Origin of the sequence: Aliivibrio sifiae, assembly GCF_002954705.1 — a bacterium.
GTDB classification, from domain to species: domain Bacteria; phylum Pseudomonadota; class Gammaproteobacteria; order Enterobacterales; family Vibrionaceae; genus Aliivibrio; species Aliivibrio sifiae_A.
The window spans coordinates 347,576-367,847 of the sequence record NZ_MSCO01000001.1 but is presented as its reverse complement, the minus strand read 5'-3'; the positions used below and the strand labels follow the sequence as shown (position 1 = coordinate 367,847).

Sequence of the window (20,272 nt, the reverse complement as noted above, 5' to 3'; positions counted from 1 at the left end):
TTACTACTCCGAATTAAGCTTTATGCTGCTGAATCAATTCAATGAAATGGTCAAATAATGGCGCTGCATCATGTGGACCAGGGCTTGCTTCAGGGTGACCTTGGAAGCTAAATGCTGGCTTATCTGTACGATGAATGCCTTGCAGAGTGCCATCAAACAATGATTTGTGTGTTGCACGTAAATTTTCTGGAAGTGTTTCTTCATCTGCCGCAAAACCATGGTTCTGTGCAGTGATCATAACTACATCACGATCCAAATCTTTAACAGGGTGGTTTGCACCGTGGTGACCAAATTTCATTTTTACTGTTTGAGCGCCTGATGCTAGAGCAAGAATTTGGTGACCAAGACAGATACCAAAGATTGGTAACCCTTTTTCTAGGAACACTTTCGTTGCTTCAATTGCGTAAGTACATGGGGCAGGATCACCAGGGCCATTTGATAGGAATACGCCATCAGGATTCATTGCTAACACTTCTTCAGCTGAAGTTTGCGCAGGAACAACCGTTAGGCGACAACCGCGGTCTACTAACATACGTAGGATGTTACGTTTAGCACCAAAATCGTAAGCCACTACGTGGAATGGTAATTCACTGTCTGCTTTTTCTTCTGGCAAACCGCCAGTTAAAGTCCAAGAACCTTGTTTCCATTGATAAGCTTCAGAAGTTGTCACTTCTTTTGCTAAATCCATTCCTTTAAGACCTGGGAACTCTTTTGCTTGAGCAAGTGCGAACGCTTCATCTAGGTTGTTGCCAGCAACGATACAGCCATTCTGAGCACCTTTCTCTCGTAAAATTCGAGTCAGCTTACGCGTATCGATATCAGCAATGCCGACAATATTTTGAGATTTAAGGTATTCAGAAAGAGTTTGTTCACTGCGGAAATTTGAAGCTAAGAGAGGGAGATCGCGAATCACAAGGCCTTGAGCGTGGATAGAAGAGGATTCTTCATCTTCGGAATTGATTCCGGTATTGCCAATGTGAGGATAAGTAAGAGTAACGATTTGTTGAGAATAGGAAGGATCGGTGAGAATTTCTTGGTACCCCGTCATCGAGGTATTAAAAACGACTTCACCAACGGCCGAGCCATCTGCTCCAATCGATTGACCGCGGAACACTGTCCCATCTTCTAGGACTAACAGCGCTGATTTACTCAAGACAACCTCCAAACATAATAAATATTCAACCTTACAACATAATAATGCAAAGTTGTTTTTTTTAAACCCAAAACTCGAACTTTAAGGTCGAATTTTGACAAATTGGCGAAATTCTAGAGATCTATAGGATAACTGTCAACACAAAACACATTAATAAGTAACATTTTTAGAGGCTTCATACCAAAAACACTCTTTTAACTATTATTCTTTAAACTATCCAACCCTATTTGTCGATTATTTAACCTTATGATGATTTATTGCATACTCAATCTTTTTTATTAAAAAAAAATTACTCATAAAAATAAAGCAAACGTTAAATTAAAGATTAAACATAACAAAATAAAAGACTAAATGGAAAAATAGGCTGTAACAATCAAAAACAACAATAAACTTATGAAAGGAATCCACTCAATCATAATAAATAAATTTATAGGAAAAGCCTAAAGCACTATATACAGCCCGCCATACTTGCATAAAATATGATTACAAACTTATTTAGTGTAAAAAAAAGCCCGAATCTATTATGATTCGGGCTTAATTAAAAATTAAAGCTGATCTAATTCTAAAACATCATGCATGGTATAAAAACCTGGAGATTTTTGATGTAACCAATGAGAAGCTCTTACCGCACCATTAGCAAATGTCATTCTATCGGTTGCTTTATGTGTGATTTCAACACGCTCACCAATATCTGCAAACATTGCCGTATGCTCCCCTACAATGTCACCAGCTCGAATAGTAGCAAAACCAATTTCATCCTTGGTTCTTTCTCCTGTTATCCCTTCACGAGAATACACAGCTACATCATCCAGTTTATTCCCCATAGCACCAGCAATTGCTTCTCCCATCCCAATAGCAGTACCTGAAGGAGCATCTACTTTATAACGATGGTGCGCTTCTACAATTTCGATATCACAATAATCACCCATTACTTTTGCTGCTTTCTCTAGTAATTTAAATACTACATTTACACCAACACTGTAATTAGGCGCCATCACGATAGGAATAACTTTTGCAGCTTCATCTATTAGTTCTTTGCCTGGCTCACTAAACCCTGTAGTACCAATAACAATCGCTTTCTTATTCTCTTGGCAAAGCTCTATATTTTTAAGCGTAGAGATAGGAAGAGTAAAATCAATAATGACATCAAAATCATCAACAACTTTTGCTAAATCATCAACAATAGAAATACCAGATTTACCTAGGCCAGCCATTTCGCCAACATCAACACCAATTAAGCTTGATTCTGGGTGCTCACTTGCCGCTGCAAGTACCGAAAACTGGGAACCATTTACCGCTTTAATTAAATTACGGCCCATTCTTCCTGCTGCACCAGCAATTGCTACTCTTACCATCTTAATTCTCGCTCCTTTAAATTAGTATCCTTGCACTCTATCTTAATTTTTTTACTTCGGCTATGTGAAGATTTAAGACACGGTTTTAATTTGAAGTTCTTTTGGTACTTCAAAAAACATATTTTCTTCACGACCACTCAACTCATCAACGGTAGTGCCACCGAAGGCTTTTACTTGTTCAATGATTTGATTCACTAACTCTTCAGGCGCTGATGCTCCAGCTGTTACGCCAACTTTAGCTTGATCGGTTAACCACTCTTCTTTTAGTTCTTCTGGACAATCAATCAAATAACTTGTTGTGCCTAGTTTTTCAGACAATTCACGTAAGCGATTCGAGTTAGATGAATTTTTCGAACCCACTACAATCATTACATCAACCTGACTTGCCATATCTCGCACTGCATCTTGGCGATTTTGTGTCGCATAACAGATATCATCTTTACGCGGCCCTTGGATCTCTGGGAATACTCGGCGAAGTTCATCAATGACATCTGCGGTTTCATCAACAGACAGTGTTGTTTGGCTGACGTAATGCAAGTTGCTTTGATCACGAACACTCAGTTTTTCAACATCAGCTGGTGTTTCAACTAAATACATCCCTCCAGTTTCACTTGCGTATTGCCCCATCGTACCTTCGACTTCTGGGTGACCGGCATGACCAATCAATACGACTTCAATATTTTTCTTACTTGCACGCGCTACTTCCATATGTACTTTAGTTACCAATGGACAAGTTGCATCAAACACGGTCAACGCTCGTTCTTTCGCTTCTTTTCGTACTGCTTGAGAAACACCATGAGCTGAAAATATAACGATATTATCGTCAGGCACTTCACTTAACTCTTCAACAAAAATAGCACCACGTTGTTTTAAGCCCTCAACAACAAAGCGGTTATGAACCACTTCGTGGCGAACATAAATAGGTGCTTCATACAATTCAAGCGCACGTTCAACAATGCTAATCGCACGATCAACACCAGCACAAAAACCACGAGGATTCGCTAATACTATTTTCATCTTTTATCTCTATATCTTGTTGAATTAATCAACCGCTACAATTTCTACGTCAAAGATAACATCTTGGCCAGCTAATGGGTGATTAAAATCAACCGTTACCGAATCACCTGCGATCTCTGTAATAATACCTGGAATATCCATACCATCAGGACCACTAAACCCCATAATAGTCCCAATCTCTGCCGCCGCATCTCCAACGAAGCGACTTTTATCCATATGATGGATATTATCAGGATTTGGCAAACCGAAAGCATCTTCAGCACTAAGTTCAATACTTTTAGACTGCTTTGACTCTAAACCTAATAGACACTTTTCAAAATTTTCACTAATGCTTCCATCACCCATGGTGAATTTTGCTGCTTTTCCTCCAGTATGCGTACTGTCCGCAACTGAACCATCTTTTAGTTTTATTGTAAAATGTAGAGTGACTTCGCTATTGCTTTCAATTTTTGACATTCTCTTTCCCTAGATTTTTATATTGTATTTAAAAAAAACGCCACCTCGAGTTCACGGGCAGCGTTAATTTACTTTCTTTTTATTTACTGTTCTTTTTTATTCGTACGAAGACCATCTAGAATGATAAGTCCTGCACCAATACAAATTGCGGCATCTGCTAAATTGAAAGCTGGCCAGTGATAATTCCCCCAATAAAAATCGAGATAATCCACTACAAACCCATGCACTAAGCGATCAAACACATTACCAATGGCTCCGCCAATGATCAGTGCATAAGCCATATTGTTTAGCTTGTCAGTTTGTGGTGCTTTACGCATCCAATACCCTAGTAAGCTACACACAGCTACAGCAATACCAGTAAAGAACCAACGTTGCCAACCAGCTTGATCACTTAAAAAGCTAAATGCCGCACCATAGTTATGAACATAAAGAAAGTTAAAGAATGGCAATACCTCAATTCGGTTTGCCCAACCATAACCCATCTCTTTCATCACAAATAATTTGATGCTGATGTCTGCCATAAAGATGATCCCCGCTAGCCATAGCCAGCGAAGTCCTGATTCTTTAAGCAGCGGTAATGTCTTATTATCGCTAGTCATTATGCAAATTTACGCTCTTCGCCTTCGCCACTAACGTTAGATACACAACGACCACATACTTCTTCGTGACCTTCGATAGTACCTACATCAGCAACATGGTGCCAACAACGCTCACACTTCGCGGCTTCAGAAGCGGTAACATCTACAAACAAACCTTCAAGTTCTGTTGCTTTTGCTGATTCTGTTTTTTCGCTAAGTGGCTTAACTGTTGCACTTGATGTTAGAAGAACAAAACGTAACTCATCTTCAAGTTTGTTAATTTTAACTGCTAGTGCATCATCTGCGTATAACGTTACTTCAGCTTGAAGTGAACCACCGATAACTTTCTCACTACGAGCAGTTTCTAGAAGTTTGTTTACTGACGCACGAACTGATTGAATTTCAGTCCAGAATTCATTATTAAACTCTTCGCCTTCAGCAAGATAAAACAGGCCTTGGTACCACTCACCTGTGAATACGAATTTCTCGCGCTCACCTGGCATTTCATTCCAGATTTCATCAGCTGTGAATGACATGATTGGTGCCATCCAACGAACAAGAGCTTCTACAATGTAGTAAAGCGCAGTTTGACAGCTACGTTGAGCGTGGCCACTTTGCTTCGCTGTATATTGACGGTCTTTAATTACGTCTAGGTAGAAAGAACCCATTTCGATTGAACAGAAGTGCATCAAACGCTGAGTTACTTCATGAAGGTTATATTCCTCAAAAGACTTAATGATCTCTTCTTGTGCAGCAAATGCACGACCAACGGCCCAGCGATCAAGAGCAACCATTTCTTCAGCAGGAACGATGTCTGTTTCTGGGTTAAAGCCGTTTAAGTTCGCTAAGAAGAAACGTGCTGTGTTACGAATACGACGGTACGCGTCAGCTGAACGTTTTAGGATTTCATCAGAAACCGCAACTTCGTTAGTATAATCCGTTGAAGCAACCCATAGACGAAGAATATCTGCGCCTAGTTTGTTCGTTACGTCTTTTGGTGCAACTACGTTACCGATAGATTTAGACATCTTACGACCATTACCATCTACCACGAAACCGTGTGTTAGTACTTGGCGGTAAGGTGCTTTACCTTTCATTGCAACAGAAGAGATCAATGATGATTGGAACCAACCACGGTGTTGATCTGAACCTTCTAGGTAAAGATCTGCGCTGTGTGTTCTTTCTTCTTTTTCTTCTGGGAAGTCATACTCTTCACGAGAATCAACCACAGAGAAGTGCGTAACGCCAGAATCAAACCATACATCTAAAGTATCTAATACTTTTTCGTATTTAGCGGCGTCATCTTCACCCATAAGCTCAGCGGCATCTACATCCCACCATGCTTGAATGCCTTTTTCTTCAACTAACTTAGCTACTTTTTCAATTAGCTCTAGTGAATTAGGGTGTAGTTCAGACGTTTCTTTGTGAACGAATAGAGCGATTGGCACACCCCAAGTACGTTGACGAGAAATACACCACTCAGGACGACCTTCGATCATACCTTCAATGCGGTTTTGACCCCACTCAGGCATCCACTCAACACTCTTCACTTCTTCTAATGCTTTTGCACGAAGACCCGCTTGATCCATTGAGATGAACCATTGTGGTGTAGCACGGAAGATGATTGGCGTTTTGTGTCTCCAGCAATGTGGATAGCTGTGCTCGTACGCGTGATGATGCAGTAATGCACCTTTTTCTTTTAGTACTTCAAGAACTGAATCGTTCGCTTTAAATACGTGTTGACCAGCAAACAGTTCAGTATCAGGAAGGTATACACCGTTTGAACCTACTGGGTTTGCAATTTCTAGATCGTATTTTTTACCAACCACGAAATCTTCTTGACCGTGACCAGGGGCAGTATGAACGATACCTGTACCTGAATCTGTCGTTACGTGCTCGCCTAAAATAGCTGGAACCGTAAAGCCATAGAATGGGTGATTGAATTGAAGAAGCTCTAAATCAGACCCTTTTGCAAAACCTAAGTTATGGAAATGCTCAATACCTGCGCGATCCATTACAGATTTAGCTAGCTCAGATGCAAGGATTAGACGTTGTGCTTTTTGCTCACCATGTGCTTCAACTTGAACTAATACGTATTCAAGATCAGCATGTAATGCTACTGCACGGTTAGCAGGAAGAGTCCAAGGTGTCGTTGTCCAGATAACAACCGATACTTCACCTTCACCTTGATGGCCTTCAGGCGTGCTGAATTTTGCTAATGTTGCGGCTTCGTCTGCAGCAATAAAACGCACATCGATCGATGGAGATACTTTATCTTGGTATTCAACTTCTGCTTCAGCAAGAGCTGAACCACAATCTGTACACCAGTGAACAGGTTTGAAACCTTTAAGTAGGTGACCTTGGTCAGCAATTTTACCCAATGAACGGATGATGTTTGCTTCAGTACCAAAATCCATAGTGCGGTATGGTTTATCCCACTCGCCCATGATGCCTAAACGCTTAAAGCTTTCTTTTTGACCTTCAACTTGGCCTGCCGCGTATTTACGACACTCTTCACGGAATTCAGCCGCAGAGATTTTTTGACCAGGCTTGCCTTTTTTCTTCTCTACCATTAATTCAATTGGTAGACCGTGGCAATCCCAACCAGGAATGTACGGCGCATCAAAGCCAGAAAGTGTCTTTGACTTAATAATAATGTCTTTAAGAATCTTGTTTAATGCGTGACCAATATGGATGTCACCATTTGCATAAGGAGGACCGTCGTGTAATACGAACGATTTCTTACCTTTTTTTGCTTTACGGATCTCACCGTAAAGATCTTCATCATACCAACGCTTCAGCATTTCTGGCTCACGATTAGCCAGGTTACCACGCATTGGGAATCCTGTTTCTGGCAGGTTCAAGGTATCTTTATAGTCACTCATTGATTCTTAATTCCGTTACTTGGGCGAAATGAAATGTTATCTGTTTTCAGACAGCCACACCCGTGCTGCCTGAGAATCTAATTCTATTTGTTGTTTTAATGCGTCAAATGACTCAAATTTATGCTCATCACGCAACTTACAAAGTAACTCTACATCCAATTGTTGGCCATATAAATTGCCTTTGTAATCGAAGAAGTGAACTTCCAGCTGTTGACGAACGCCATTTACCGTTGGACGGTTGCCTATATTGGCGACACCACCTAATTGTTTACCACTACTGTCTTTGGCTTGAACAACATAAACGCCAGATACAGGGGAAACACAACGCTTTAATGGGATATTCGCAGTGGGAAAACCTATCGTTCTCCCTAGTTTTCGACCATGTGAAACACGGCCTGTAATACTATAGTGTCGCCCTAACATCGTGGCGACGTCTTCAAATCTGTCTTCAGCAAGTGCATTACGAATAGCTGTACTACTGACTCGCTGTTTTTGCAGACAAAAGCTTTGTGTATTTACTACTTCAAAGCCATATTTTTCACCTGCTTTTTGTAGCATTTCAAAGTTACCTTGGCGATGTTGTCCAAAACAAAAATCATCACCAACAACCAGAAACTTAACACCCAATAGCTTAACCAACAAGTGCTCAACGAATTCATCTGCCGTTTGCTGTGCAAATTTATGATTAAAATTAATACAAAGCAGACGCTCTATATCCAATTTATCAAGTTGAACAAACTTATCTCGTAAACGAGTCAATCGAGCTGGTGCTTTATCTTTAGCAAAAAATTCCATTGGTTGTGGATCAAATGTCATTACAACAGAAGGTAAACCTAATTGCTTAGCTTTAGCCTTAACTTGTTGTAATACTTGTTGATGTCCTAAATGAACACCGTCAAAATTACCAATAGTCATTACGCAACCATGATGGTCAGGCGTAATATTATGAATGCCTCGGATTAATTCCATTATCTCAATATCAAGTTATTTGATTAAAAAAACTGACGAATTATATACTAATCTTACTAGCCAAACCACTCAACTCAGTGAATAACAATATTATGCATTAACTCGTAAGTGGCGCAGACGCAATCCTAATACTAACGCAGGGATTAAGTAACTCACCGCTCCTAGTCCAATAAAGCCTAGTAGCATGATCATTCGTTTTAATAAGTCCCATTCTAGCCACACATTCATGGCTGGCATAAACCACAATAAAACGCCAACCATAATGCCACCAGATACCACTAATTTTATAATATAAATAATAGTCTCTTTAGATAGCTTATATACATTTGCCAAATGCAAACCACGATAAAGCAATGCCATGTTAACCAAAGCAGACAATGCTGTTGCCATTGCTAATCCAACATAACCATAGAAATAAGCAAAAATAGCATTAAAAAACATATTAGTTATCATCGCAATGATACCGTAGCGCACCGGGGTTTTAGTATCTTGGCGAGCATAATAGCCAGGAGCCAATACCTTAATTAGCATGAAATTTAATAATCCAGATGAATAAGCAAGGAGAGATAATGAAGCATTATGTACGTCATTAGGAGAAAACTCACCACGCATAAACAATACCATTAACATAGGTTTCGCCAATACCATCAGCCCTAACATTGCAGGGATCCCAAGTAATATCACCATTCTAACCCCCCAATCCATCGTACTAGAGAAGCCAGTTCCTTTTGCATCAACATGCTGGCGAGACAAAGCAGGTAAAATTACCGTAGCAATAGCAATACCAAATAAACCCAATGGGAATTCTAATAAACGATCTGAATAATAGAGCCAACTAATCGATCCCGTTGCCAAGAAACTTGCAATAAAAGTATCAAACAATAAGTTAATTTGACTTACTGATACCCCAAAGAGTGCTGGGATCATTAACGTTCTGATTTTTACTACACCAGGATCATTCCAGCCCCATTGCGGACGAACTAACATTTTCGCTTTATAAAGAAATGGCAATTGAAATAGAAATTGAATTAAACCACCAAGGAACACACCAATCGCTAAACCGATCTCTGGTTGTTCTAAATTCGGTGAAACAAAATAAGCGCACGCAATAATAGCAACGTTTAAAAAGACAGGCGTAAATGAAGAAACGGCAAATTTACCTAATGTATTTAAAATGGCACCAGATAACGCAACAAAAGTAATAAACCAGAGGTAAGGGAAAGTAATTTTTAGCAAGAAACTAGCAAGTTCAAACTTAGGGGCATTAGGACCATCATTAAGCCAGTCCATAAACCAGCCCGCTCCGAACAAGGCTGTGACCGCTCCAGAACCTAAAACTCCGAAAAAAGTAACTATCGTAACGAGAACACCAAGAGTACCCGATGCTTTTGCTATTAATTCACGAGTTTTATTATCATCACCACTGGCGTGATATTCCGTTAGTACAGGAACAAACGCTTGTGAAAAAGCTCCTTCTGCAAATAAACGGCGTAAAAAATTAGGTATTTTATTCGCAAAGAAGAAAACGTCGGCAGACGCCCCCGCTCCCATTAAATTTGCTACCACTACATCACGGACTAAACCGAGTACTCTAGACACTAAAGTCATGATACTGACGATTAAGCCAGAACGTAAAAGTCGTTTACTCATAAAAAAAACCTCATAAAGATGCCGTTGATGGCGATAAAGAGCTTACTAACTGGAAAAAATGCTGTTAGAATGCACGCCATCTTAACCGTGTTTTGCCATTCTCATCAAACTTTTGTCTGAGACAGCTTGGTTTTTACACAAATCATTTGACATTTGGGTTCAATGGGTGCATATTTCCCGACCTTAAATTGTCACCGAACTACGTTTTTGGGAGTTAGACCCTTGGCAAATAGTAAATCTGCTAAGAAGCGCGCAACTCAAGCTGAAAGACGTCGCCAGCACAACGCTAGCCGTCGTTCAATGATGCGCACTTACATGAAAAAAACTATTGCAGCTATTGAAGCTGGCGATAAAGAAGCTGCAACTGCTGCACTAGCAACTGCAACTCCACTTCTAGACCGCATGGCGACTAAAGGCCTTATTCATAAGAATAAAGCTGCACGTCATAAAGCGCGTTTCACTGCAGCAATCAAAGCTCTTTAATAGAAATTTGATTCTCAGTTAGAAATAAGAAAAAACCGACCTAGGTCGGTTTTTTTATATCTGCAATTTGAAGAAAAAACAAAAGAAGATTACTTACCCTTTTGCTATCCCATCTATAGCTTACTTTTGACAGTATAAATCATGTAATAGTTGAATTACGGATCTTACTTCATGGCTATTCAATGAATAAAACACCGTTTGAGACTCTTTTCTTGTTGATACTAATTCATCTTTACGTAGCCAGCCTAAATGCTGAGATAGTGCAGATTGGCTAAGTTCTAATTTTTCTGCAATTTGACCAACAGATAACTCACCATCAAGTAATAAACACAAAATAAATAAACGACGTTCATTCGCCATCGCTTTTAATAATGCTACTGCTTGAGGTGCATTTTCTTCCATCATTTGTAAATTCATAAAACAACCTCTAATTTAGCTAGTGCTAATTTAGTATATTCTACCTCACTATTGCAAATGAAAATCAAATAAATGTGAGAAATCAGCAGCACAGATACTTTTCACTGCAGGATGCTGAATCATTCGCTCAGCAAAAATAACATAATATTCTTCTTTCAAATCTTTTACGTCTGCTATTCGATGTAAAGAAAGGTCTGAATCTGCCTCATTCATGTAAACCGTTGGGGCCAAAAACACTGAATCATTCTCACGAGCAAATGCTTTCATTAAAGCAACGTCATCAAACTCACCTAAAATATTAGGGGTAATGCCTTGTTGATCGCACCATTGGATCACTTTTCTACCCATTGATGTTCGGCTACCAGGAATAAGTACCTTTTTTCTCTCCAATACGTCAGGAAATTGAATATCCGTCATTTCTTTAGAGCAAAAAAAACTCATTCCACACTCACCTAATTTTTTACTAAAAAGCCCTGAGTTTTGACTTGAATCCACAGGACAATCCGACAGGATCATATCTAATTTATGTTGCGATAACTGTTCAAGTAAAAGTTCATGGGTAGATTCAAAACAACGAAGATGGATTGACGCGTCTTCAGGGATCGTTGTTGAAAGGACTTTACTTACTAATCGTTTAGAAAGTGCATCAGCCACACCAACATCAAATAATACATTCGATTGTTGACTGTAATTTACAATATCGAGCATTTCATAACTTAACCCAAACATGCGGTCAGCGTATTTATAAATAAGTTGACCCAGCTCTGTTGGCTCTACATTACGACCATTACGCTTGGTTAACTTACCATTAACTCTCTCTTCCAGCGCCTTAATCTGCCCGGTAACCGTTTGAGGTGTAAGAAATAAAGCTTCTGCTGCTTTCGTCACTGACCCTTGTTTGCATACCATCCAAAAATAATACAAATGGTTATAGTTTAAATGAGACATTTCGAATCCTATGATTTATAAATCAATGCACTTATCTATTACATTAAGAATGATAGTAATAATTTAAGATACGTCATTTATTACACCAATAGCAAACACTTCGTAAAAACCATTCATTTATCACTTACATTTCGCTTTTTCCGCATCCATATTCTTAAAAGTGTCATTAATCCGCAATATAGAACAAAAAAGTTTTAAAAAAAAATTTATATTCCATTTTAAAATAAAGAATAAAAAACAATAAATATCAAAAGCTTAAAAGGTAAAAAACAAACACCCAATGCATCAAAATCAAATATGACGCATTTATTACAGTTTTCCTTCTGACTGTAATATTTCTGAAATATTCCTTATCTACTATCGCTTCAGATTAAATAAACCGACAACATACTATTTCGGTACGGAGCTTTACTATGAATACCCAATCAATTTCTGCAGCAACAATGAGTAACACCTCGCGCATGCTGCGTTGGGCAAACTTAGCATTTATGCTTTATCTTCTTCTTTTAGCTGTTGCTATGGTTGGCACAGGCTTTAAATGGTCTGTAGGTGAAGAAGCAAAAGTTCTTTTTGAATTCGCTTCTCACCCAGTTGCTGGCTTAATGATAGGCCTAGTTGCAACAGCATTGATTCAATCATCTTCAACTGTAACTTCTATTATTGTTGGCTTAGTTGCAGGTGGTTTACCTGTTGAAACGGCTATCCCTATGGTTATGGGGGCAAACATTGGTACGACAGTTACGAATACACTAGTTAGTTTAGGTCACGCGCGTTGCAAGACTGAATTTAGACGTGCATTTGCATGTGCTACTGTTCATGACTTTTTTAACTTGCTTGCTGTTTCGATCTTCTTACCACTAGAAATGATGTTTGGTATCTTCCAAAAGTTGTCTGCATGGTTAGTTTCTCCACTATTGAATGCTGGCGACATGAGCATTAAAGGTTTTGACTTCATCAAGCCAATTACTAAACCTGTTATTGGAGCAATCAAAGAGCCTCTATCTAACTTTGGCAGCATGACTGGCGGTCTACTAATGATTGCTTTAGGTATTGTGATTTTGGTTATTGCGATTACGTTGATGGGAAAACTAATGAAGAGCCTTATGGTTGGTCGTGCTCGTGATATCCTTAAAAGCGCGATTGGTCGTGGACCTCTGCATGGCATCGCATCAGGTACAGTAGTTACTGTTCTTGTTCAATCATCTTCAACAACAACAAGTTTAATGGTTCCATTAGTAGGTACTGGCGTTCTTAAAGTACGTGACGTATATCCATTTACTCTTGGAGCAAATATCGGTACTTGTGTAACTGCATTATTAGCAGCAACGGCAGTATCAGGTGAATATGCTATCTTCGCTCTACAAATTGCATTGGTACACTTGTGCTTCAACGTAATTGCAACACTGGTTATCTTTGGTACTCCATTCTTACGTGAATTACCATTGAAAGGTGCTGAGTGGATTGCAGAGATGGCGAACCGTAATAAAGGTGTGGTAGCAGGCTATTTAAGCTTTGTATTTATCATCCTACCAGGCAGTGTGTTAGCACTAACTGTATAAAAAATAATACGTATATAAAAAAGCCCCAGAGTGAACTTACACTCTGGGGCTTTTTTAATCTATAACTTAGACCGAAAAAGGATATTTAATCGCTTCATGGCTTTCATAGCCAACTACATCAAAATCATCCACAGTTACCCATGTTTCTAAATCTTCTAATGATTTAATCTTAGGGTTTATTTTAAAGACTGGGGCTTTCAATGGCTCACGCTTTAGCTGTACATCTTTCATCAATTCAAGTTGATCTTCATAGATATGACCATTCACAATCTTATGATAAGCCTTACCTGCTTTATGCCCTGTAATCTGAGCCACAATAGCTAACAGAAAATACACTTGAACCATGTTAAAATTAAGCCCTAAAGGAACATCACAAGAGCGTTGAGTACTATTTAAGTATAACGTATCACCTAGCAGTGAAAAGTGGTGTGAGTACATGCACGGACGTAAACAGCCCATATCAAACTCACCTGGATTATAGAAATTTAAAATCTCACCACGGTCGTCAATACCATTGCTTAAATCATCAATGATCTTTTTCAACTGATCGATAAACTCACCGTTTGGTTTTGCCCATGAACGACCTTGAACACCATATACTCGTCCCATGTCATCTTCACCTTTACGGTGAGGATTATTCAGCCAAGCATCATTTAAATTCGAATTAGCATCCCATGTTTTAGTGCCTATTTTACGAAAATCTTCAGCATTATCATAACCGCGAATATAACCAATCATTTCAGCTACTGCTGACTTCCAAAAACTTTTACGTGTTGTAACTAAAGGAAACTCTCCATTAGCAACATCGTAAGTCAGATCGGCATTAATTACCGTCAAACAGCGCTTTCCTGTTCGCTCGTTTTCAATCCAGGTTCCTTCATCAACGATGCGTTGGCATAAATCTAAATACTGCTTCACGGTCATGTTCTCTAAAATTGGCTTAAAAAAATGGCCTCAAACGAGAGGCCATCACTATAAATCGTTATTAACGCTATTCTAACGTATTTTTCTGAGTTTGTTTATTTTGCTTTTGGTTTCGATTTTTTTGACTTCGTCTCATTTATCTGTAAATCAGTAGCAAAAAGATTACGCTTAAATGCCCAAAGCATCATAAGAAGACCACCAATCACCATTGGTAGCGATAAGATTTGTCCCATTGAAATCCAATCGCCAAACAGACCTAATTGAGCATCAGGTTGACGAACATATTCGACTAAGAATCTAAATGTTCCGTAACCAAATAAGAATAAACCAGATACTGCACCCAAAGGACGAGGTTTACGAATAAACCAATTTAAGATTAAGAATAAAACAACCCCTTCAAGTGCAAACTCATATAATTGAGATGGATGACGAGGAAGAGGCCCCCCTGTTGGGAATATCATCGCCCAAGGCACATCAGTAACTCGGCCCCATAGTTCACCATTCATAAAGTTACCGAGACGACCAGCACCTAAGCCAAACGGTACTAATGGCGCTACAAAGTCAGCAATAGTAAAGAAGCTGCGATTATTCTTATAACCATACCAAAGCATTGCAGAAATTACACCAAGCAATCCCCCATGGAAAGACATGCCGCCAGTCCATACTTCAAATAAGTACAGTGGGTTATCTAAGAAATAACCAAAGTTATAAAATAAGACATAACCAACTCGCCCACCAATCACGACCCCTAAAAAGCCAGCAAAAAGAAGATCACTGACTTGATCACGAGTCCAACCGCTATTTGGTTTGTCTGCACGCTTATTTGCTAACCATAAGGCAAACATGAAACCGAACAAATACATTAATCCATACCAACGAACAGCTAGTGGACCTATTTGAAATAATATTGGGTCAATATTTGGGAAGGTTAAATACCCTTGGTTCATGATTACTCTCTTATCCTAAGAACATTTTACTGCCGATAAATACTAGAAATACGGCAAAGATTTTTTTTAATGTTGATGTTGGTAAATGCGAAGCTAATTTTGCGCCAACTCTAGTGGTAAAAATAGACGTTACACTAATGCCACATAACGCAGGTAAATATACATACCCTAAACTCATTGACGGCAAATTAGCGACACTAACACCGTGTATAACAAAGCCTATCATGCCAGCTATTGCTATTAATGTGCCACACAAAGAAGAACTACCAATAGCTTTTCTCATTTCAACACCATGAAAGCTTAAATAAGGTACTGTCAATGAGCCACCACCAATACCTGCTAAACTAGAAACAATACCGATAATCCCACCAGAAGCAGCTGTTTTTAAAGGAGATGGCATAGCTCTTGTAGCTGTGAATTTAAGTGCTAACAGCATTTGTAATGCTAGTAAAAGTACGATAATACCAAATACTTTAGGTAAATATTGTGTTGGAATTAACTCAGTAAGGTAACTACCAACAAAGCCTCCAAGAATGACTCCAGGAGCTAAACTTTTAATTAACCTCACTTCGACATTGCCTAAACGCAAATGGTTCAATGCCGATGAGCTCGATGTAAATATAATTGTCGCTAGCGACGTACCAAGAGCCATTTGCATTGCGATGCTTGAATCGATTCCAGCCAAGGGCAGTAGCCACAGCAAAGCAGGAACAACAAGTAATCCACCACCAATCCCTAATAAGCCGGCCATAACGCCAACCACACTGCCAAGTACAAGATACAGCGCAAAAATAGACCAAAAATCTACTGACATTTATTTACCTGCTCGAATAAACCCTAAAAGATCTTTCTCTTCAAAAAACGTCATCATATCAGCTAAAATTTTCTCAGCATCATCATGATGTAAAAGAATCTCTGTTATTGATTCAATTTCAGCCAAAGTTACTTGTCTAATAATGTATTTAATCTTAGCCACATTGGACGTATTCATACTTAAATTACGATAACCAAGTCCAATTAACAGTAAACAACCAATAGGATCACCCGCTAATTCCCCACACACACTAACAGGTAAGTTATGCTGAGTTGCTGTTTCTACTATTTGCTTTAAAGCCAAAATAACAGCCGGATGGTAAGACTCATAAACATGAGAAACTCTTGAATTGTTCCTATCTACCGCTAATAAATATTGAGTTAAATCATTACTTCCAACAGAAATAAAATCAACAAGTCCAGCCACTCTTGGTAATAAATACAGCATTGATGGCACTTCAACCATCATACCAATACGAGGCTTAGAAAAATCCATGTCAGACTCGTTGAGCACTTCTTCGTATGCTTGATTAATAAAAGCTCTTGCCTGCTTCAACTCAGGGATGCCTGAAATCATAGGTAGCATAATCGATAAGTTTTCATTACCAATATTAGCTCTGATCATCGCTTTTAATTGCAATAAAAATATATCAGGATGATCTAAAGTAAAACGAATACCACGCCAACCTAAGAAAGGATTATCTTCCTCAATAGGTAAATAAGGTAAAGGTTTATCACCGCCAATATCAAGCGTTCTCATGACTACCGGTTTTTTAGGGTATGTTTCTAAAATAGCTTTATATTGTAGGTATTGTTCTTCTTCTGATGGAAAACGTTGATGTAACAAAAATGGAATTTCGGTTCGATACAAACCAACACCATCAACGCCTTTATTCACCGCAATACTTGAATCAACACTCAATCCTGCATTTAAATGAATATTCATTAAATGCCCATCAAGTGTTAATGTGGGTTTATCAAGATCAAGCGTAATCAGCTTTGATAATTCAAGCTCTTCATTTTGAAGATCAGTATATTCTTGAATTAAAGCTTCCGTTGGCTTGATATAAAGTGAGCCACTATACCCATCAACAATGGCTAATGATTTATGATAATGAGCAGGGTTAAACTCAACCCCCATTATTGCAGGTATCCCAAGCGCTTTAGACAAAATAGCAGCATGCGAGTTTGCCGCCCCTTCTAAGGAGATCACCGCTTTTAATTTATCTTTAGGTATACTGGCAAGCATTGATGCTGTCAGTTGAGTTGTTACCAGAATCACTGGATGTGACAGATCAATATCTAGCTTATCTTCATAATTAAGAAAATAAAGTAATCGTTGCCCAAGCTCTCGAACATCGTTTGCTCGTTCACTCAAATAAGAATCACTCATTCGTTCAAAGCGCCCAGCATAAGACTCTATAACTTGACGTAGTGCCCATTCAGCAGAATCACCTTGGTTAATCTGTTTTTTAAGATCAGCCTTTAACATAGGATCATTCAATAAATGACTAAATAAATCAAAAATGGCTAACGTTTCGGTATTAAGCTCTTGTTCAAACCGTTTCTTTGCACGTCGAAAGTCTTTCAATGCAAGTTCAACAGCAGTACCAAGACGATCTTTTTCCAATTCAATATCAAGACATGAACTAGGTAAAATAGCTTCTATCTTCGGTTGAGCATCATCAAACCACAGCGGTGCGATTCCAACGCCATTAGACGCAGAAATACCTTTGAACTGCTTTTGTTGTGTGGAAGAGGCTTGCAGTTGAGTAGACCAACTTTCATGAGCTTTTGCATGAGCTAAAACAACCGCAAGCTGAGCAGATAGAGTCACTAAAAAGGATTCTTCAACTTCGGTAAACTGACGCTTTTCTTTTTGCTGGACAACCAATACACCTAAGTTTTGACGACGATATATGATTGGCGTAGCGAGAAATGAATTAAATTTATATTCGGCAATACTTGGGATATATTTATATGAAGGATGTACCGATGCATTGGCGAGGTTTAGAGGCTCACAGCTACGAGCGACAAGACCAACAAGTCCTTCATCAATACCCAATGACACCGTATTAGGCTTTGCTTTTAAGCCCTCAGTAGCCATCAATTCTAGTCGAAGATTGTCATTACTCATCAAATAAACTGAGCAACACTCTGTTCTCATAGAGTGCCGAGTATTTTGCACCAGTAGCGCTAAAGCATCATCCAATGACTCTGCTTTAGCGACGTGATCAACTATATCCCTGAGTTGAGTAAGCATACTAAATAATCCTTAAGGTGATAAGGTATAGACAGCTTACCCTTTTTTACCTTTCCTTTTAAATTTTCGTTCCTTAAACGGCATAGCAATCACCGCGAACTCTTTTAGCGCTCGGCGATAAACGTCACGTTTAAATGAAACAACTTGTCTTACAGGGTACCAATAACTTACCCATCGCCAGCCATCAAATTCCGGCGAGCGATCTCTTTGCATATTCACCTTGGATTCGTCACATTCCAAGCGTAACAAAAACCATTTCTGTTTTTGTCCAATACAGACAGGTTTTGAGTCCCATCTAACTAAACGTTTCGGTAGTTTATATCGCAACCAATGACGGCTGCTTGCTAAAATACGTACATCATTTTTTGTCAAACCAACTTCTTCATACAATTCTCGGTACATTGCTTGCTCTGGTGTCTCACCATCATCAATGCCACCTTGTGGAAATTGCCAAGAATGTTGCCCGTATCGTTTCGCCCAGAATACTTGACCATGGCTATTGCATATCACTATCCCGACGTTCGGGCGGAAACCATCGCCATCTATCACTGGATGACCTCATCATAAACTTATATTCCTTTGATTTTTTCACAGATCGCCTCTTTGAGCAAACAGGATCACGCTTTCTTGTCACGTTTTACTAAAATAAGCGCTTTCCTTGAATAACTTTTAATCGATTAACGACTTATCAACATAACAATGAGAGCTGACCCACATTTATTCACCTTTTCTGTGTATAACTTTGTGAAGAAGATAAAAACAAATCAAATAGCACAATAAAAATCAATGTATCAATAGAAAGTACTGGAAAAAAAAGAACAATAAAATACATATTAAACAGCAAGTTAAATAAAAGATCTTTTACATGATCTTTTAAATTAAAATCGGCAGATTAATATAAATGCAGATCGGTTAAAGATCAATCAATCTAATGGTTACCCACAAAGTAACGCCCTTTAATGTGCCATGCACCTGAAAGTCAATAACTTATTCATAAATATAATACTGTACATGGATCCAGACAAATAGATATCGCTTAAAAAAACATCGCCAATGTGGATAACTTAATTAGATCCAATTAAGAGCACTAAAACTATAAAATAATATGATAATCTACCCTCTAAACCATCATCAACGAGTCGCTATGAAACAACCACCTACTACTATTAATGAGTTATTAATAAGAGCTGAAAGTATTGCAGGCTACACGCTATTAGAGCTTGCCGAGCAAGTTGGTGCTCCTGTGCCTGAAAACTTAAAGCGTGATAAAGGTTGGGTTGGTCAATTATTAGAACTGCATTTAGGTGCCTCAGCTGGCAGTAAACCTCTCCCTGACTTCATTGATCTTGGTATTGAATTAAAAACAATTCCGATCAGTTATACCGGTAAGCCACTCGAAACAACTTTTGTTTCAGTAGCCCCATTAACTGGGATTCATAGCTTACGTTGGGAAGAATCACATGTACGCCATAAACTGGCGCACGTTTTATGGATCCCTGTAGAGGGAGAAAGAGAAATCCCTGTGAGAGATAGACGCGTAGGCTACCCCGTATTATGGCAGCCTTCAGCTAAAGAAGAAAAACAGCTCAAACAAGATTGGGAAGAATTAATGGATTTGATCGTTTTGGGTAAGGTTGAATCAATTACAGCAAAGCATGGGGAAGTTTTACAACTCAGACCTAAAGCAGCAAACAGCAGAGCACTTACTGAAGCTTATGGTGAAAATGGTCAGCCAATCAAAACATTGCCAAGAGGTTTCTATCTGAAAACCCATTTTACTCACGCTATCCTCACTTCATTTTTTAATTAAAAAAAAGGCCTATCTCAATGAGATAAGCCATTTTATTACTCTGTT

18 protein-coding genes are annotated in these 20,272 nt (G+C 38.8%); 3 read left to right on the top strand and 15 right to left on the bottom strand.

Going from position 1 to position 20,272, the window contains the following annotated elements:
- Nucleotides 1–13 precede the first annotated feature (13 nt).
- The 8 genes from carA to murJ all read right to left on the bottom strand — a co-directional run bounded on the left by carA (nucleotide 14) and on the right by murJ (nucleotide 10,063).
- A complete protein-coding gene (gene carA, locus BTO22_RS01705) occupies nucleotides 14–1,153 on the bottom strand; it encodes a glutamine-hydrolyzing carbamoyl-phosphate synthase small subunit (protein ID WP_105054026.1) in 1,140 nt (379 codons plus the stop codon).
- 545 nt (nucleotides 1,154–1,698) lie between these two features.
- Entirely contained in the window at nucleotides 1,699–2,508 is an 810-nt protein-coding gene (dapB, locus tag BTO22_RS01700) for a 4-hydroxy-tetrahydrodipicolinate reductase (RefSeq protein ID WP_105054025.1), read from the bottom strand.
- Nucleotides 2,509–2,580: 72 nt separating this feature from the next.
- Nucleotides 2,581–3,525: a 4-hydroxy-3-methylbut-2-enyl diphosphate reductase gene (gene ispH, locus BTO22_RS01695; RefSeq protein WP_105054024.1), complete on the bottom strand. Its 945-nt coding sequence runs from the start codon at nucleotides 3,523–3,525 to the stop codon at nucleotides 2,581–2,583.
- Nucleotides 3,526–3,549: 24 nt separating this feature from the next.
- Entirely contained in the window at nucleotides 3,550–3,981 is a 432-nt protein-coding gene (gene fkpB / locus BTO22_RS01690) for an FKBP-type peptidyl-prolyl cis-trans isomerase (RefSeq protein WP_105054023.1), read from the bottom strand.
- Nucleotides 3,982–4,064: 83 nt separating this feature from the next.
- Nucleotides 4,065–4,580, bottom strand: a complete 516-nt coding sequence (gene lspA, locus BTO22_RS01685) for a signal peptidase II (RefSeq protein ID WP_105054022.1) — start codon at nucleotides 4,578–4,580, stop codon at nucleotides 4,065–4,067.
- On the bottom strand, nucleotides 4,580–7,444 hold the full coding sequence (gene ileS, locus BTO22_RS01680) for an isoleucine--tRNA ligase (RefSeq protein WP_105054021.1): 2,865 nt from the start codon (nucleotides 7,442–7,444) through the stop codon (nucleotides 4,580–4,582). The genes lspA and ileS overlap by 1 nt, the downstream gene beginning before the upstream one ends.
- 36 nt (nucleotides 7,445–7,480) lie before the next feature.
- Entirely contained in the window at nucleotides 7,481–8,413 is a 933-nt protein-coding gene (gene ribF / locus BTO22_RS01675) for a bifunctional riboflavin kinase/FAD synthetase (protein ID WP_061004593.1), read from the bottom strand.
- Nucleotides 8,414–8,503: 90 nt separating this feature from the next.
- The gene (gene murJ, locus BTO22_RS01670) at nucleotides 8,504–10,063 is read right to left on the bottom strand and encodes a murein biosynthesis integral membrane protein MurJ (RefSeq protein WP_105054020.1); all 1,560 of its coding nucleotides are present in this window, start codon (nucleotides 10,061–10,063) and stop codon (nucleotides 8,504–8,506) included.
- Between the two features lie 222 nt (nucleotides 10,064–10,285).
- Between murJ and rpsT the strand changes: the two genes are divergently transcribed.
- A complete protein-coding gene (gene rpsT / locus BTO22_RS01665) occupies nucleotides 10,286–10,546 on the top strand; it encodes a 30S ribosomal protein S20 (RefSeq protein WP_005417629.1) in 261 nt (86 codons plus the stop codon).
- 120 nt (nucleotides 10,547–10,666) lie between these two features.
- On the opposite strand, the gene BTO22_RS01660 is transcribed toward rpsT, so the two are convergent.
- Together BTO22_RS01660 and nhaR are read right to left on the bottom strand one after the other, a co-directional pair.
- The gene (locus tag BTO22_RS01660; protein ID WP_105054019.1) at nucleotides 10,667–10,963 is read right to left on the bottom strand and encodes an ArsR/SmtB family transcription factor; all 297 of its coding nucleotides are present in this window, start codon (nucleotides 10,961–10,963) and stop codon (nucleotides 10,667–10,669) included.
- A gap of 48 nt (nucleotides 10,964–11,011) precedes the next feature.
- The gene (gene nhaR / locus BTO22_RS01655; RefSeq protein WP_060992464.1) at nucleotides 11,012–11,911 is read right to left on the bottom strand and encodes a transcriptional activator NhaR; all 900 of its coding nucleotides are present in this window, start codon (nucleotides 11,909–11,911) and stop codon (nucleotides 11,012–11,014) included.
- A 413-nt stretch (nucleotides 11,912–12,324) separates the two neighbouring features.
- On the opposite strand from nhaR, the gene BTO22_RS01650 reads away from it, so the two are divergent.
- On the top strand, nucleotides 12,325–13,470 hold the full coding sequence (locus tag BTO22_RS01650) for a Na/Pi symporter (RefSeq protein ID WP_105054018.1): 1,146 nt from the start codon (nucleotides 12,325–12,327) through the stop codon (nucleotides 13,468–13,470).
- Between the two features lie 66 nt (nucleotides 13,471–13,536).
- Here the strand turns inward: BTO22_RS01650 and BTO22_RS01645 are convergent, their stop codons facing one another.
- The 5 genes from BTO22_RS01645 to rppH all read right to left on the bottom strand — a co-directional run bounded on the left by BTO22_RS01645 (nucleotide 13,537) and on the right by rppH (nucleotide 18,966).
- On the bottom strand, nucleotides 13,537–14,388 hold the full coding sequence (locus tag BTO22_RS01645) for a thymidylate synthase (RefSeq protein WP_105055534.1): 852 nt from the start codon (nucleotides 14,386–14,388) through the stop codon (nucleotides 13,537–13,539).
- A 101-nt stretch (nucleotides 14,389–14,489) separates the two neighbouring features.
- Nucleotides 14,490–15,341 carry a prolipoprotein diacylglyceryl transferase gene (gene lgt, locus BTO22_RS01640; protein WP_105054017.1) on the bottom strand — a complete coding sequence of 284 codons (852 nt, stop codon included), beginning with the start codon at nucleotides 15,339–15,341 and terminating at the stop codon, nucleotides 14,490–14,492.
- 10 nt (nucleotides 15,342–15,351) lie between these two features.
- Entirely contained in the window at nucleotides 15,352–16,155 is an 804-nt protein-coding gene (locus BTO22_RS01635) for a sulfite exporter TauE/SafE family protein (RefSeq protein WP_105054016.1), read from the bottom strand.
- Nucleotides 16,156–18,417 (bottom strand): phosphoenolpyruvate--protein phosphotransferase, encoded by a 2,262-nt coding sequence (gene ptsP, locus BTO22_RS01630; RefSeq protein WP_105054015.1) that lies wholly within the window; start codon nucleotides 18,415–18,417, stop codon nucleotides 16,156–16,158. It lies immediately after the preceding gene.
- A 36-nt stretch (nucleotides 18,418–18,453) separates the two neighbouring features.
- A complete protein-coding gene (rppH, locus tag BTO22_RS01625; RefSeq protein ID WP_005417607.1) occupies nucleotides 18,454–18,966 on the bottom strand; it encodes an RNA pyrophosphohydrolase in 513 nt (170 codons plus the stop codon).
- Between the two features lie 595 nt (nucleotides 18,967–19,561).
- Between rppH and mutH the strand changes: the two genes are divergently transcribed.
- Nucleotides 19,562–20,227, top strand: coding sequence for a DNA mismatch repair endonuclease MutH (mutH, locus tag BTO22_RS01620; protein WP_105054014.1), 666 nt, complete (start codon nucleotides 19,562–19,564; stop codon nucleotides 20,225–20,227).
- Nucleotides 20,228–20,272 lie beyond the last annotated feature (45 nt).